The 16,271-nt window shown below is 38.1% G+C and carries 12 protein-coding genes; 3 read left to right on the top strand and 9 right to left on the bottom strand.

Annotated features, from left to right (window positions below):
* Positions 1-119: 119 nt before the first annotated feature.
* Entirely contained in the window at positions 120-1,319 is a 1,200-nt protein-coding gene (locus ASU02_RS24535; protein WP_057768052.1) for a nitrate/nitrite transporter, read from the bottom strand.
* 216 nt (positions 1,320-1,535) lie between these two features.
* Between ASU02_RS24535 and ASU02_RS24530 the strand changes: the two genes are divergently transcribed.
* Positions 1,536-2,234 carry a Crp/Fnr family transcriptional regulator gene (locus ASU02_RS24530; protein WP_057768051.1) on the top strand — a complete coding sequence of 233 codons (699 nt, stop codon included), beginning with the start codon at positions 1,536-1,538 and terminating at the stop codon, positions 2,232-2,234.
* A 550-nt stretch (positions 2,235-2,784) separates the two neighbouring features.
* Here ASU02_RS24530 and ASU02_RS24525 read toward each other — a convergent pair.
* Entirely contained in the window at positions 2,785-3,096 is a 312-nt protein-coding gene (locus tag ASU02_RS24525) for a hypothetical protein (protein WP_057768050.1), read from the bottom strand.
* 173 nt (positions 3,097-3,269) lie between these two features.
* On the opposite strand from ASU02_RS24525, the gene ASU02_RS24520 reads away from it, so the two are divergent.
* Together ASU02_RS24520 and ASU02_RS24515 are read left to right on the top strand one after the other, a co-directional pair.
* The gene (locus ASU02_RS24520; protein ID WP_057768049.1) at positions 3,270-4,094 is read left to right on the top strand and encodes an aldo/keto reductase; all 825 of its coding nucleotides are present in this window, start codon (positions 3,270-3,272) and stop codon (positions 4,092-4,094) included.
* 275 nt (positions 4,095-4,369) lie between these two features.
* Positions 4,370-4,978: a LysE family transporter gene (locus ASU02_RS24515; RefSeq protein ID WP_232426339.1), complete on the top strand. Its 609-nt coding sequence runs from the start codon at positions 4,370-4,372 to the stop codon at positions 4,976-4,978.
* 15 nt (positions 4,979-4,993) lie between these two features.
* Here ASU02_RS24515 and ASU02_RS24510 read toward each other — a convergent pair whose 3' ends face one another.
* The 7 genes from ASU02_RS24510 to ASU02_RS24480 all read right to left on the bottom strand — a co-directional run bounded on the left by ASU02_RS24510 (position 4,994) and on the right by ASU02_RS24480 (position 16,190).
* Positions 4,994-6,295, bottom strand: a complete 1,302-nt coding sequence (locus tag ASU02_RS24510) for an ammonium transporter (protein ID WP_057768047.1) — start codon at positions 6,293-6,295, stop codon at positions 4,994-4,996.
* 28 nt (positions 6,296-6,323) lie between these two features.
* Positions 6,324-7,802, bottom strand: a complete 1,479-nt coding sequence (locus tag ASU02_RS24505; RefSeq protein ID WP_057768046.1) for a glutamate synthase subunit beta — start codon at positions 7,800-7,802, stop codon at positions 6,324-6,326.
* A gap of 22 nt (positions 7,803-7,824) precedes the next feature.
* Complete coding sequence (gene gltB, locus ASU02_RS24500) at positions 7,825-12,408, bottom strand: glutamate synthase large subunit (protein WP_057768045.1); 4,584 nt, start codon at positions 12,406-12,408, stop codon at positions 7,825-7,827.
* Between the two features lie 224 nt (positions 12,409-12,632).
* On the bottom strand, positions 12,633-12,944 hold the full coding sequence (locus ASU02_RS24495) for an STAS domain-containing protein (protein WP_057768044.1): 312 nt from the start codon (positions 12,942-12,944) through the stop codon (positions 12,633-12,635).
* 15 nt (positions 12,945-12,959) lie between these two features.
* Positions 12,960-14,645 carry a methyl-accepting chemotaxis protein gene (locus tag ASU02_RS24490; RefSeq protein WP_057768043.1) on the bottom strand — a complete coding sequence of 562 codons (1,686 nt, stop codon included), beginning with the start codon at positions 14,643-14,645 and terminating at the stop codon, positions 12,960-12,962.
* A complete protein-coding gene (locus ASU02_RS24485; RefSeq protein WP_057768042.1) occupies positions 14,646-15,104 on the bottom strand; it encodes an ATP-binding protein in 459 nt (152 codons plus the stop codon).
* Positions 15,105-16,190 (bottom strand): SpoIIE family protein phosphatase, encoded by a 1,086-nt coding sequence (locus tag ASU02_RS24480; RefSeq protein WP_057768041.1) that lies wholly within the window; start codon positions 16,188-16,190, stop codon positions 15,105-15,107.
* Positions 16,191-16,271 lie beyond the last annotated feature (81 nt).

Here is a 16,271-nt window from a genome sequence, read left to right as displayed (position 1 = left end):
AGTATTGTTCTATTTCTATTTTAAAACAAAAAAGACTGTAGGCAAACTCGATTTTCATCGAGTTTGTCTACAGTCTGTAAGGGAAAATCCTCAATTACAATTGAGGATTTTCCCTTTTATTATTGGGATAATTGGCCTCGGCCATTAAATGATTGTTTTTGTACAACTGAACCCAATTTTTCCTGATAATACATCCAAACAACGATAATTAAGCTAGCAAGTGCTACTTGTGATAATGCCATAAACCCTATTGCATAATGTCCGGTCAAGTTAAATAAGAATGAGAGCATAAGCGGTGGAAAGAACCCTCCTAAGCCACCCATTGCTGAAACAATCCCATTTACAATTCCGCCTTGCTTTGAGAAATACATTGGCACTAGTTTAAAAATAGTTCCATTGCCAATACCAGCACAGAAAGCAATTGTTAAACAGCCGATAGAATAAAAAGTCAATGTCGGATTAAATGCTAATAAGATTCCTGATACGGTTAAACCTGCAAAAACAATCATTAAAATCTTAAATGAATTAAACTTATCACCAAGCCAGCCGCCTAATGGACGGACAAACGTTGCAATGGCTATAAATCCTGCTGTTCTTAATCCTGCATCCACTTTATCCAACTCAAAATTTGCTACAAGGAAGTTTGGCAGATAAATTGTAAATGCTACAAATGCTCCAAATGTTAAGAAATAGAACAAGCTTAAACACCATAGCTTTTCATTTTTGTATACACTTTTTATTTGATCCTTTAATGGAGTGACTACCTTTGGTTCATTTTTATCCCCTAGGAAAAAGTTTATCACCGCTACGATTAATACAATGATTAAGTAAAGTTGAACGGTTGTTTGCCAGCCTAGTTGAGTAGCAATCACGGGTGCTGCAAATGTGGTAATGGCAGTACCTACATTCCCTACACCATAGATACCATTTACAAAACCATGTCGTTCTTTCGGATAATACTTCGGTAATGAAGTAACTCCCACTGAAAATACTGCTCCGCTTATTCCTAAAAATAAGCCTCCTACAAGTAAATCTATAAATGAATTAGAGATGCTAATGTAGTAAATCGGAAAAACTAAAAGAATAAAGCTGATAGAAAATAATTTCCTAGCACCAAAACGATTTGTCCAATAGCCAATAGGTACTCTTAATATTGATCCAAGGACTACCGGAATTGCCGTTACTAATGCTAACTGATTGGCACTCAATTGAATTTCTTCTTTAATGAATGGCATTAGTGCTGATAAAATAACCCATACCATAAACCCAGCAATTAAACTAAATGTCTGAAGAGGTAATTGTAACGCCTTCGCTTTCATGTGAAAGATCCCCTTTCGATCCTACCTTATTAATGGTGAGGATAATGATTTCCTTAATGAGTTCATCTTAAAAAAATTAGGGCAACAAAGATGTGAAGAGCTTCACACTTTAATTGAAGTTCATAAATTCTTCACAGTTAAAAACAAGCCGTTTACTCTATCAAAATGGTACTATATAGTTAACAACACGGATGTATAAAAAAGGGTGATAACTGAATGGTACAATCAATGAAACCAACACACTCAATTGAAATAAAAGAATTACTTCAGCTGGCTGATCGAACGATTAAAACGGTAAAAGGCCAATATTTATTTCAAGAAGGAGAACACGCTGAAGAGCTCTACTTAATTATTTCTGGCAAAGTACAAATAAGTAAAATTTCAAAAGATGGACGTGAACTTGCTTTACGTATTTGTGGAGACAATGATATTTGCGGGGAACTGACATTATTTACTCACTCACCAAAATATTTACTAAGTGCCCTAATCCTTGAAAACGGGGAAATCGCTGCGATAAAAAAAGACGTAATAGAAAGAGAAATTTTTCAAAATAGTGCCCTTGCCTTTGAATTCATGAAGTGGATGAGTGATCATTTCCGAAAAACACAAACAAAATTTAGGGATCTTGTTCTCAATGGAAAAAAAGGGGCTCTTTATTCCACTATTATTCGAATGACGAATAGTTATGGCATTAAAAAAAACGATGGCATCTTAATTGATCTCCCATTAACAAACCAAGAGCTAGGAAATTTTTGCGGAACATCAAGAGAAAGCACAAATCGTCTACTAAATGAGTTAAAGCGTGATGGGATCATCTCCATCAAAAAAGGAAAAATTACGGTTCATCATTTACAATTTCTTAAAGATGAAATAGGCTGCGAAAACTGTCCTGCCATTTATTGCAGTATTGAATAGAAAGGTAAATACTAAAGTCTAGCCAAAAACGGCTAGACCTTTTTATATACAACTGTCTATGAAAAGGCAGAACACCCGGCAAATGGACAAGGTATTCGTGAAGAAATAGCCTTATATTGATTATAAAGAGATCTGGTAAATGCACTTTTTACTAAAAACTGGTATGTAACCATAAATGAAGCAAATTATGCCCCAGTTCATATTTAACGTACTCGATGAAAATAAAGCGATAGTTTTCGATTTAATCAAGCAGTGAGCAAAAACCTGAAATATCAGATAATAATTGAATTTGGACTGCAGTTTCAAATAAAGAAGTCACTCCAGAGGCAAAACTTCTGCCAGTCACAAATACACCTAAATGACATTATGGAATAGACGCAGGTGTATGCAATATCACTACATACTTGGCTAGCAGTTATTTTAATGGATGAATGATGTTATTGAAATTAATATAGCGTATCTTATACACTTATAAATGTGGAAGCAGACACTAAAAAGCACAAAAAGAGCACCACTTAGTAGTTACGCTCTTTTTGTACTGTATTAGGGTTTATTGCCCACTCATCGTTCCGCCTGTCCCTGGCATTTGATGGTTTCTACCGTCATCATATAACCGGTCATTTTGCTGTACATCGTTTAACAAACCGGGGTTATTATCCCTATTATTTGTATTATCTCTAGCTGGATTCAAATTGGAGTCTGCAGGATCCAATCGATCATTATTATTCTGTGGCTCATAACGAACAGGACGAAAGTTTACATCCTCCGTATCGTTCATACGATTGTTGTTAACACCGCATGCAGATAATAATCCTAGTGAAAACACAGCAAACATAACTGTAAATAGCAGTTTTTTCATCATAACAAACGCCCTCCTATTTTTTTTATAAGGCTATATTAATTTGCGCTTTTTTCTTTTTCTTAAACTTGAAATATTTACTCATTTTTACCGTTTCAATTATTTGATATTTCTATCTCAAATTGATATCCTAAAACTGCAATTGAAGGGAAATGAGTTGTAAAGGAGACATTTTGATGAAGTTTGTAACCTTAAATAATGGATTAAAAATGCCGCAGCTTGGGTTCGGTGTATGGCAAGTGGAAAATGATCAAGCAGAGGTAGCCGTTGCTAAAGCAATTGAGGTGGGCTATACGTCTATTGATACAGCAATGATTTACCAGAATGAAAGTGGTGTCGGCAAAGCCATCCAAGCCACTTCTGTTCCACGTGAAGAACTTTTTATTACTACAAAAGTTTGGAATAGTGATCAAGGCTACGAAAATACATTACGTGCATTTGATGAAAGCCTAGCAAGACTTGGCCTTGACTATGTTGATCTCTACTTAATTCATTGGCCAACGCCAGAGTACGATCAGTATGTTGATACATATAAGGCATTAGAAAAACTTTACCATGATGGACGTGTGAAAGCGATTGGGGTTTGTAATTTTGACATCGAGCATCTTGAGCACATCTTAAAAGAATGTGATGTCAAGCCTGTCCTAAACCAGGTTGAGTGTCATCCTTACCTTGATCAAAAAGAGCTTAAAGACTTTTGTGCAAAACATGAGATTTTTATCGAAGCATGGAGTCCTTTACAGCAAGGCGGCGAAGTGCTAAGCGAAGAAATCATTCAAAAAATCGCAAAAGATCATGGGAAATCACCAGCACAAATCGTCTTGCGCTGGCATTTGCAAAATAATACCATCGTCATCCCAAAATCTGTCACTCCAGCTAGAATTGAAGAAAACTTCAATGTTTTTGATTTTGAACTTTCAGCTAATGAAATGGAAGAAATCAACAAGCTTAATCGCAACGAACGCAAAGGACCAAAACCAAGTGAAATGAACGTTAGATAAAAAAAGCAGTCCCGAAACCTTATTGAAGGTTTTGGGACTGCCTTTTTTGTGCTGTAGCTAGATATTTTTTCCCATCATACCTATAAATTTGTACCTGAAGACTTATTTAAATAAAAATTACAATGAAAAAGACCTCCGATTGAACGTTTTTTTTCATAAATAATCGTTGGACTAGTTGTCATATCATCAGATTCACCACATAAAATGTACAAGTTATATAACTCAATTCTGAGTGGAGTGGTGGATGTTTAAATACCAGTATTTTACTAAGCTATATTATATTAGGTTTTACATTAGCAGCTCCAATTGGCCCAGTGAACTCTGCACGTTTGGATAAAGGGATAAAAAATGGATTTTGGCATGCCTGGGTGGTAGGTGCCGGCTCAATGATTGCTGATGGAGTCTTCATGATAATCGTTTATTTAGGAATGGTTCATTTTCTTGAGATTCCTATTGTCCAAATATTTCTCTGGCTATTTGGCGGATTTATCCTCATCTACTCAGGTATTGAAAGTATTGTCAGAGCAGGCTCTTTTACTTTAGCAGACAGCAGGGGAAAAGAATCAATCATTAAATGTTTCTTCACTGGATTTATTATGTCCATTACAAGCCCCATGTCTATTCTCTTTTGGCTGGGTATATATGGCTCAGTCTTAGCGAAAACTGCACAAACAAATGGAACTGCATCCTTATTAATATATAGCAGTATGATATTTCTAGGTTTATCATTATGGGATATTCTTGTAGCTGGATTGACAACAGGCTTTAGAAGATTCCTAAATAATAACAGTCTTAAAATGATTTCTATCATTTCTGGATATTCCTTAGTTGGTTTTGGCTTATATTTTGGATATCAAGGATTAGTTAGTTTATTAATAGGTTAAAATTACATCCTTTTTCTAGGATTGCGTATTCAATGGTGAATGGACGACTAATTCATTAGAACTTTTTTGTTCCTTATTTGTAAATTCTTCAGGATATCCGTAACTGCCATGCTCACTTAAATCTAAACCCATTAATTCTTCTTCTTTAGTCACTCGAATGCCATTCATTACTTTTTTCATTGCATATAAAGCTATAAATGAGACAGCAAAGGAAAAAATAGCTGTTACAGTCACACCCATCATTTGAACGCCTAGCTGTTCAAGCCCGCCACCATAAAACAATCCTGGTTTGCCAACGGATGCTAATTCAGGCGCAGCAAATAATCCTGTTGATAACGTTCCCCATACTCCTGCTAAGCCATGGACAGAAAGTGCAAAAATCGGATCATCAATCTGTAATTTTTCAACCAGCCTAGCTCCATAAAAGACAAGCAACCCAGCAATGATACCAATTACAACTGCTGCCCATGTTTCAACAAAAGCACAAGAAGCTGTAATTGAAACGAGCCCTGACAAGGCTCCATTCAACATTGTCGGTACATCCGATTTTCCCATTATTGCCCATGAAATAAGCAAAGCACTGATTGCACCTGCAGCTGCTGACAAATTAGTATTTAAGGCAATAAAACCAAAAAATCCATCTTCAACGCCTAATGTACTTCCCGCATTAAATCCAAACCAGCCTATCCATAAAATAAGCACGCCTAAAGCTGTGAATACCTGGTTGTGACCATGCAGATTATTTGCCGTGCCATCCTTATTGTATTTCCCAATACGCGGCTTTAATAAAATCGTAGCTGCAAGTGCAGCCATCGCACCTGTTAAATGGACAACTGTCGAACCAGCAAAATCCTGTTTCCCATGTTCTGCCAACCAGCCCCCGCCCGATATCCAATGTGCAACGATTGGATAAATGAGGCTTGAAAAAATAAGAGCAAAAATGAGATATACTGATAACTTCGCCCGCTCTGCAAAACCGCCAAATGCAATAGTTAAGGCAATTCCAGCAAATGCAAGTTGAAACACGAAGAAAGCAGCCTTGGAATAACTAGTTTCTAATGTTTCTTCCCCTGAATAGAAAAAATCAGACATGCCTACAAAGAAGTTCCCATTGCTGCCAAAAATAAACCCATAGCCAACTGCCCAAAAAATAATAGACGCAATTCCAAAAGAAAATATAGTCTTACCTGCAATATGACCAGCATTTTTCATTCTTGTAGAACCTGCTTCTAATAAAATAAAACCACCCTGCATGAAAATGACCAAAATTGCACCTAGCATAATCCATAAACTGTTTACAAAAAATAATTCAGTCATCCTCACACCACCATTTTTAAATTTTTTTCTATTTCATCTTACTCATCATATATTTATCACATTCATTAGCAGCCTCCCTCCCTTCTTTGATTGCCCAGACAACTAAACTTTGGCCTCTCCTTACATCTCCAGCTATAAATACCCCGTCTAAATTAGTTGTATACTTATCATTTGTTACGTTCATTTTCTGACGTTTATCTTGATCCAGTGTAAATGCATCCAGCAATTCCTTTTCAGCACCACTGAATCCAATCGCTATAAGTACAAGATCAGCGGGCCAAATTTTTTCACTGCCGGGAATTTCATGAATAAAAGTATTCCCATACAGATCCGATGCAATCTCTAATTGTACTGTGTGCAGTTCTTTTACATGCCCGCTTTCATCGCCAATAAATCTCTTCGTTAAAATTGAATATTCCCTTGGGTCTTTACCTGTTTGTACACTTGCTTCTTCATATGCATAATCCAACGAGAAGGTATTTGGAAATTCAGGCCACGGATTAGCAGCTGTACGCTCCATTGGGAGCTTCGGATGCTTCCCGAACTGTACAATCCTTTTACACTGATGCCGTAAGGCAGTGGCGATACAGTCTGCCCCTGTATCACCTCCGCCAATGACAACAACATCCTTTCCTTCTGCCGAAAGATATGCATGATCCCCCAAATTAGAATCTAGCAGACTTTTCGTGTTGGCTGTTAAATAATCCATTGCAAAATGGATTCCCTTTAGCTCTCTTCCTTCTATAAATAAGTCTCTTGGTTTATGTGCTCCGGTACAGAGAATAACAGCATTAAAACTCTTGCGTAATTCGACTGCTTGAATGTCTTTTCCAATTTCCGTATTTGTAACAAACTGTATGCCTTCGGCTTCTAATAAACGCACTCTTCGCTCTACAATGTCTTTTTCAAGCTTCATATTCGGGATGCCATACATGAGCAAGCCACCGATCCGATCAGAACGTTCATAAACAGTTACTGAATGCCCCATCTTGTTCAGCTGATCTGCACATGCAAGCCCCGCTGGGCCAGAACCGACGATTGCTACTGACTTACCTGTACGTATGGCCGGCGGGTTTGGAGTAATCCAGCCTTCAGTGAAACCTTTATCAATAATGGCTCGTTCAATGCTCTTTATGGCGACAGGAGAATCATTGATAGCCGCTGTACAGGATCCTTCACAAGGAGCTGGGCATACACGCCCAGTAAACTCGGGGAAATTATTTGTTTTCACTAACTTCTCGAGTGCTTCTTTCCATCTTCCACGGTAAATAAGGTCGTTCCATTCCGGAATTAAATTATTGGTTGGGCAGCCTATCATGGACTTTCCTAATTGGATTCCGGTATGACAAAATGGGGTCGCACAATCCATACATCGTGCCCCTTGCTTTTCCATGCTGTCTTTCGAAAGCGGCTGCTGATATTCCTTCCAGTCCTGTACGCGGTCACTTGGTTTTCTTTCCAACGGGACTTCCCTGTCATATTCAATAAAACCAGTATCTTTTCCCATCGATGCACTCCTTTCTTTTTTCTTAATTCATTAAGCTTATAGTTCTTGACATCGAATCTGTTTTATCAAGCTTAAAAACACCAGTTTTACTTCCGTTCTTTTTCAGGTTTCCTTCCACTTTTTGGATGGCACGTTTATATTCCTTAGGGATTACTTTCACCCAAACCGGTAACAGCTCGCTCCAATGGTGGAGAATATACTTGGCACGTGAACTATTTGTATAATGGTGATACTTTTGAATGAGCTGTTTCAGCTCCTCTGCTTCTTCACCCTTTTCTACCTGCTCCAAGGATATTAAATCCCGATTGCATTTTTTATAGAAGCTATCAAAATCCTCAGCAAAGACATAGGCTAATCCACCAGACATTCCAGCCGCGAAATTTTTACCCACTGATCCAAGGATAGCAACCCGTCCACCCGTCATATACTCGCAGCCATGATCGCCTATTCCCTCTGCAACCGCACGAACACCACTATTTCTAACACAAAAACGTTCCCCTGCTAACCCATGGACATAGGCTTCACCCGATGTCCCACCATAGAAAGAAACATTTCCAATAACCGTGTTTTCTTCGGGAACAAATTTTGATTTCCCTGATGGCTTTACAATGATTTTTCCGCCCGATAACCCTTTGCCTACATAATCATTTGCTTCCCCTTCCAGAGTCAAAGTGACCCCTTTCGGTAAAAATGCTCCAAAGCTTTGTCCTGCTGTTCCCAAAAACTGCAAATCAATCGTATCTTCTGGAAGACCTGCCTGCCCATAGTGCTTGGTTAACTCACTTCCTACAATTGTGCCTACCGTGCGATGAATATTTTGAATTGGAAAGCTGGCTTTTACTTTCTTTTTTTGTGTCAGTGCTGGCTTACAAATATCTAATAGCACTCTATGATCAAGTGATTGTTCAAGCTTGTGGTTTTGCTGCATCTGTTTATACATCCCTCCGTTATATAAAGCATTAGGCTTATATAAAATTGTTGAGAGATCCAAGTCTTTTGTCTTCCAGTGTGTTTTTGATTTATCTATTTGCATTAGTCTATTTGTTTGGCCAACCATTTCATTGATTGTTCTAAAACCAAGCTTTGCCATGATTTCACGAACATCCTCCGCTATAAATCGCATAAAATTCACTAGATAATCTGCTTCTCCATGAAACTTTTTGCGCAACTCTGGATCTTGGGTAGCAATCCCGACAGGACAAGTATTTAAATGACAAGCACGTACCAGAACACACCCTAAAACAACGAGAGGAGCTGTTCCGAAACCGAATTCCTCTGCTCCTAGAAGAGTTGCAATAACAATATCTCGGCCTGTCATCATTTTCCCGTCTGCTTCCAGTGCCACTCGGTCTCTTAGTCCATTGAGCATCAACGTTTGATGTGTTTCTGCAAGACCAATTTCCCATGGCATACCAGTATGCTTAATACTCATCTTCGGCGCTGCTCCCGTTCCACCTTCTGATCCGCTGATTAAAATGACATCTGCCAGCCCCTTTGCAACCCCAGCAGCAATCGTGCCAACTCCTGCCTTCGCGACGAGCTTAACACTTATTCTTGCTTGGGGATTAACACTTTTTAAATCATGAATCAGCTGTGCAAGGTCTTCTATTGAGTAAATATCATGGTGCGGCGGAGGGGAAATAAGACCAACCCCTGGAGTAGATCCACGTACTTCTGCTATCCATGGATAAACTTTGCTTCCTGGTAAATGACCACCTTCGCCTGGCTTTGCCCCTTGCGCCATCTTAATTTGAATTTCCTCTGCATGGACTAAATAATGGCTTGATACACCAAATCTCCCTGAAGCGACCTGTTTAATCGCACTTCCTCTTCTATCGCCATTTTCATCTGGAATACAGCGGCCATAATGTTCTCCCCCTTCACCGCTATTGCTTTTGCCGCCAATCCTATTCATCGCAATCGCGATTGTTTCATGAGCCTCCTGGCTTAAAGAACCATATGACATCGCACCCGTTTTAAAGCGTCTGCAAATCGATTCAATGCTTTCCACTTCTTCTACAGGAATCGGTGATGACTCTCGAAATTCAAACATCCCACGCAAGAAAATAAGCTGTTCTTCATTTGCCAGTTTCGCATATTTTTTATATAGCTGATAATCATTAGTACGACATGCGTGCTGCAGGAGATGAATGGTTTCAGGACGAAATGCGTGCGCTTCCCCACCTTGACGCCATTGAAAGTCACTCCCACTTTCTAATGATTCTGTTTTATTTTTGGAATGGAATGCTTCCGCATGCCGAAGTAATGTTTCTTTCGCAATTGCCTCCAGATTCATTCCTCCTAATCTTGCGGAAGTTCCAGTAAAATACGTATCGATAACAAGAGGATCAATTCCAACAGATTCAAAAATCTGTGCACCCCGATAGCTTTGAATGGTAGATATCCCCATTTTAGAAAGGACTTTTACTATTCCATTCGTTGCAGCGTGAATGTAGTTTTCAATTGCTTTAATGTAGTCTATTGATTGAGTTTGCCTGTTAACCAGCATGTCTTTAATCGTCTGTAATGCCAGATATGGATTAATTGCATCTGCCCCATAACCGATCAGCATACAAAATTGATGGACATCCCGAGCCTCTCCTGTTTCTACAATAATACTTGCCTTTGTTCTAGTTCCTTGCCGTACTAAATGGTGATGGAGCCCACTTACCGCAAGGAGTGCTGGTATACCTGCTGCCGTTTCATTAACATTTCGATCGGACAAAATAATGATTGATACTCCATTTGCTACCGCTTGATCAACCGAAGAAAATAAGTGATTTAATGATTCTTCTAAACCACTTTCTACATTTTTGTAATCAAATAATATAGGGAATGTTCTTGTTTTAAACGAAGCATAAGGATTATGACGAAGCCGCATAAGTTGATTATTCGTACAAATTGGCGTATCCATCCTTATTCGATGGCAGCTATCTTGCATTGGGTTGAGTAAATTTCCTTCAGCACCCAGCAATGTAACTGTTGATGTAACAAATGTTTCACGAATGGCATCTATTGGAGGATTCGTAACTTGGGCAAACAGCTGTCTAAAGTAATTGTATAAAAGCTGTGAACGATTGGAGAGAACAGCTAGGGGTGTATCGTTTCCCATGGAACCAACAGACTCTTTCCCCTCCATTGCCATTGGTTCAATTTGCTTTGTCAGCTCTTCATACGTGTATCCGAATGCACGCTGCAATTGTAATCCATTTATCCTTTTATCATGATGGGACACCTTTACTTCCGGCAGCTCCTTCAAATGAATTTGCCTTTCATTCAACCATTTACGGTAGGGAAAGCCATTTGCTATGCATTGCTTTATTTCCTCATTCAATAGAATTCTTCCTTTTTGTACATCTACTATCAACATTTCTCCAGGACTCAATCTTCCTTTGTGAATAATTTGATCAGGCTCTATATCAATGACTCCTGCCTCAGAAGAAAATATGATTGTATCATCCTCTGTTACATAGTACCGTGCCGGACGGAGTCCATTGCGATCAAGCATGGCTCCGATTTGCTTACCATCTGTAAAAGCTAAAGCAGCCGGTCCATCCCACGGTTCCATCAAATGGCTGTGATATTCATAAAATGCTTTTAATGAATCCTCCATTTCATCGTCTTTTTCCCATGGTTCTGGAACCATCATCATTGCTGCATGAGATAGAGCGCGGCCAGATAACGCCAAAAATTCTAGACAATTATCAAAAGCTGAAGAGTCACTGCCATCTAAATCAATAATAGGTAAAATTTCTTTAATTTCTAAACCGAAAACTGAGGATTCAATTATTTGTTCGCGGGCTTTCATCCAATTAACGTTTCCTTTTAACGTATTTATTTCTCCATTATGAATTAAATATCGGTTTGGATGAGCTCTTTCCCAGCTCGGAAAAGTATTCGTACTAAATCTTGAATGTACAAGAGAAAAGGCAGATTCAAAAAGGTCCTCCTGCAAATCAATAAAATATGTTTCTAGCTGTTCAGGAGTTAGCATTCCTTTGTAAATAATCGTCCTGGAAGAAAGACTGCAAAAATAAAACATTTCATTTCCGGCCAATCGTTTCTCTCGAATGGTTTTTTCCGTTCTTTTTCGAATAACATAGAGCTTTCTTTCGAAGGAATCTTCGTCCATTTCTTCATCTATTTTCCCAATAAACACTTGGCAAATAAATGGCTGACTTTTTTTTGCAGCATTCCCAAGTGCTGAATCATCGGTTGGTACCATTCTCCAGCCCAATAGTTGCTGTCCCTCTCCCTCGATGATTTCTTTTAATACATGTTCACATCGTTTCCGCCATTGTGGCTTTTGTGGCAAAAAGATCATTCCAACCCCATAATTTCCAATTTCCGGAATCCTCATCTCTCCACATTTTGTTAAGAAAAACTGATGAGGCAGCTGGGTCAATATTCCTGCACCATCCCCAGTGGCTGGATCACTTCCTTGACCTCCTCGATGCTCTAACCGATTAAGCATTGACAGACCCTTCCTAATTATTTGATTGGATTTGCTGCCTTTTACATTAGCTATAAAACCTATTCCGCATGCATCACGTTCGAACACCGGATCATATAAACCTTGTTTCAAAGGAGTTATGTTATTGTTCATCATTTCACCCTTTCTTTAAGATAATGAAGAATTAAAGATCACCTCTTATTTAATCGATTGAATTTTTATAATTTTCTTATTTTCATATTGTATATTTTACAATCAATCTAATCAATATGTATTTTATATGAAATCAATCTAATTTTTAGATTAATCGTTTATTTCGAAAGTAAAAAAACTGCGATGGATGAATTGTTCTTAAACAATCAGCCATCGCAGTTTTTTTATTCCATTTCAAACACTTTATTTAATCTAGTTAATTCGAACAGTTCCTTTATTTTCCCGCGAACCCCTTTAATTGTTAATGCCCCTCCTTTTTGTGTACATCTTTTATGGAGGGCAATGAGTACACCTAAGCCTGAACTATCTATATAGTTTAATCCGCCTAACTCTATATCTATCATATAAATACCTTTATCAAGCTGCCGAAGAAGCCTTTCACGTAATTCTGAAGCCTCTTCAACGTATAAATCCCCTTCCAAAACAACCTTTATCCTAGTTGGTGTAGTTGATGAAATTTCAATATTCTTCATCATGGCCGGCTAATCTCCTTATATTTTAAAAATTTGTACGGATGTTTTTAGTTCCATGGCCATCGCACATACTTCTTCTGCACTCCCCGATAATGTCTCAATTGCCGCAGTCGATTCTTCGGTGGCGATGGAGACTTCTTCTGTTTTTGCAGTAGTATTTTCCATTACGGTTGAAAGCTCATCAATTAGCGAAACAATTTTCTCAGAACTTGCCACTTCTTCATCTGTCACATCAGTAATTCCATCTACTTCTTTTGACGTAACAGAAACAGCTGAAAGAATGCGGTCCAGTGCATGACCTGCACTGGCTACAATTCCCACCCCTTGCTCAACCTCCATTCTATTTTGCTGCATCGCTTTTACCGCTTCACCCGTGCTGCCAGAAATTTTCCTTACGAGCTCTCCTACTTGATGTGCTCCATCATTGGATTGTTCCGCCAATTTACGGACTTCTTCTGCAACAACTGCAAACCCACGTCCCTGGTCTCCTGCTCTTGCAGCTTCAATGGAAGCATTTAACGCTAGGAGATTCGTTTGATCAGCTATGTTTGTTATCATTTGCGTTATATGTCCGATTTCAATGGAATACTGATCTAATCGCTGAATAAGTCCTTCTGTTTCTATTGTCCTTCTTTTAATGGTTTCCATCTTATGAATGGATTCATTTACAATTTCCTTGCCTTCACTTGCCGTTTCATAGGTAGATTTCGAATTGAGTAAAGCTGACGAAGCTTTTCTCTTAGCAATTTGAATAAGCGAGGATAGCTCTAATAAAACTTTTGTTACATCCATGACTGATTGGTTTCCCTTTTCAGTGTTCTCTGCTACTTGATTCATTGAAACCGATACCTCTGTAGCGGATGCAGCCACTTGTTCGCTAGAAGCTGCCATTTCTTCCGAAAAAGCTGATAACTCCTTTGAAGACTGATAGACAGTAGAAACTACTTTTCTCAAAGATTCATTCATCTCGTTAAATGAGCGTGCGAGATCACCAATTTCATCCTTATTTTTTATTTGAATCGCTTCACACGTCAAATCTCCGTTAGCTATCTTGGACGCTATCTCAGATATTTTCTTAAGTGGCTGAGCAATCATTTTCCCTTCAAATAGTCCAATTCCAATCGCTAATACAACAGCAAATAGTACGATAATTAGCAGTGTTATTCTTGATTGAGTATATTCCTTTTCACTCTGATTTACTAAGTCTTCAGCAACTTGTTTCTTGATTACGATCAGCTCTTTTAAGTTTTCACTTGCAAGACTAAACGGTTCCCTTCCAAGCTTTAATCCTTCGTTCGCTTCCTCATACTCCCCATTTCTAATCAGGGAAATATTTTTTTCGACACGATCTGTAAACAGCGTCCAATTCGTTTGAAACTCATCAAACTTTTTCCTTTCAATCGGCTTCATGCTTCCTTTTTCATATTCACTTATTAGCTCACTTATATAAGCTATATTCTCTTCAGCAATTGTTGTTAGAGCAGGATCCTTAGTATTTCCGGCTGTTACCATTTGAACTCTAGTGTTCTCTGAATACTTGGCAATCTCAGCAATTTGACTTAATGGAACAACACTGTCCTCATGCATTGATATTCCATTCTCATTTACTGAGGAGAGTGTGGATACTGCTGTAACACCAAGTCCGGCCATCATAACAACAATAATAAAATACGATAATAGTAGTTTCTTGGTTAACTTCGACATCTACCTGGGCACCTCAACACTTTTTTGATTTGAACTATTTATTGCATTTTGTTTTATGTATTTCATTAGAAGCAATTCATTTCCTTTGCGATTATAAATCATTTTATCAGCAGCCATTCTTATGATGCCAAGCCCTCTCCCAGATTCACTTGATAAATTTCTCTCAAATAATAACTCTGGTGAACTAGTCATCTCTTTTAATACTTTTCTAACATTAAAGCCCCCACCTAGATCTTTAATTCGAATGACGAGACGATTGCCAGCGGTAACTCTCATACTCAATGTAATCGGTTTCCGCGAATGGGTAGAACATAGGGCATTATTTACCGCTTCATTAATTGCCACTTCCAATAGAAATGAATCTTTCTCACCAAAAATGTGCTGCACAACTGCTTTAATTAAAGAACGAAGCTGACGAAATTCTTCATGTGTATGAAATCTAAGCTGAAGTGTATACATTCATCCCCCTCCAACTTGTTTTACCAAGACTCCGATGGCGGATGCATCATCTTTTAATTCGGAAATACTCATCCTTCTTAACATGTTCATATTTCCTTTTAAGTCATTTGCATATAACCGATTATTCATTTCAAAAATATCCATAAAACCATCTGTCATGAAAAACAGTAATTCCCCCATTTTAATCTCCTCTGTTATCTCATCAAAAGTAGGATCACTTAATATTCCTAAATATGGACCAGGCTGTTTAATGACATTTATTTCACCATTTGTTTGACATTTAATAAATTTATTAATTCCCGCACAGGCATATGTAAATAAACCATCTTCTAAATTGATTCTGAAACAAAGAGCTGCAGCAAAAGTATCTTCTAAAAAATAACTCATAGATTCTTGGTTAATGGTCTTCAGTATCTCTACTAACGTACGATTGTGATCAAAGTTTTGACGAAACAAGACTCGTAAAACTGAATTTTGGAAAGAAGCAGTTACCCCATGCCCCATTATATCTATGATATAACCAGATAAAATTCTCTTTTCCGAGTCCCAGTAATAATCAAAGAAATCTCCTCCAAGATAGTTTAATGGCCTGAAAACAGTGTCGATTTCCAACATTTTTATATTCATTGCTGAAGGGAGCAAGGTTCTTTGCAGCATTCCGGTTCTCACGATATCCTTTCGCAGTTTTTCTTCCTCTGAGATGTCTGACACAACCCCCACGTATTGGTTAATCGTATCTTGCTTATCTCTAATAGCAATGATACTTAGCTTTTGAAGAAACAAACGACCGCATTTATGCCGATTCCAGATCTCTCCTTCCCATCTCCCTTCTGAAGTAATCCTCTTCCATAATTCACGGTAAAAGGCTTGATCATGAAGGTTAGATTTAATAATATTAAGATTTCTCCCTATTAATTCTTGTACAGAATAGCCTGTAATCGAGCAATATGCTTGATTGACATTTAGGATATTCGCATTTATATCTGTAATAACTAGGCCTTCTTTCATTCCTTGGAAAACTGAATAAACGACATTTGAGGAAGTCAGCAGTTTATGTAATTCGTCATTGTCCCCTCTATGATCCATGTTTTTTTCTATTGCTATTCTCTACACCTTCTTTGTCGATTTTTCCCATTAAATCATTTTATTACTTTATACCTATTTTTC

The sequence above is a fragment of the Cytobacillus praedii genome, from assembly GCF_001439605.1.
Lineage (GTDB): Bacteria > Bacillota > Bacilli > Bacillales > Cytobacillaceae > Cytobacillus > Cytobacillus praedii.
Note: the sequence above shows the minus strand (reverse complement) of the source record. Positions and strands in the feature narration are given on the sequence as shown.

Coding starts and splice junctions, on each gene's coding strand:
- ASU02_RS24490 (WP_057768043.1), bottom strand. CDS start 14,645: ATGTCGAAGTTAACCAAGAAACTACTATTATCGTATTTTATTATTGTT.
- ASU02_RS24520 (WP_057768049.1), top strand. CDS start 3,270: ATGAAGTTTGTAACCTTAAATAATGGATTAAAAATGCCGCAGCTTGGG.
- ASU02_RS24535 (WP_057768052.1), bottom strand. CDS start 1,319: ATGAAAGCGAAGGCGTTACAATTACCTCTTCAGACATTTAGTTTAATT.
- ASU02_RS24485 (WP_057768042.1), bottom strand. CDS start 15,104: ATGTATACACTTCAGCTTAGATTTCATACACATGAAGAATTTCGTCAG.
- ASU02_RS24505 (WP_057768046.1), bottom strand. CDS start 7,802: ATGGGAAAAGATACTGGTTTTATTGAATATGACAGGGAAGTCCCGTTG.
- ASU02_RS24495 (WP_057768044.1), bottom strand. CDS start 12,944: ATGATGAAGAATATTGAAATTTCATCAACTACACCAACTAGGATAAAG.
- gltB (WP_057768045.1), bottom strand. CDS start 12,408: ATGAACAATAACATAACTCCTTTGAAACAAGGTTTATATGATCCGGTG.
- ASU02_RS24530 (WP_057768051.1), top strand. CDS start 1,536: ATGGTACAATCAATGAAACCAACACACTCAATTGAAATAAAAGAATTA.
- ASU02_RS24510 (WP_057768047.1), bottom strand. CDS start 6,295: ATGACTGAATTATTTTTTGTAAACAGTTTATGGATTATGCTAGGTGCA.
- ASU02_RS24480 (WP_057768041.1), bottom strand. CDS start 16,190: ATGGATCATAGAGGGGACAATGACGAATTACATAAACTGCTGACTTCC.
- ASU02_RS24525 (WP_057768050.1), bottom strand. CDS start 3,096: ATGATGAAAAAACTGCTATTTACAGTTATGTTTGCTGTGTTTTCACTA.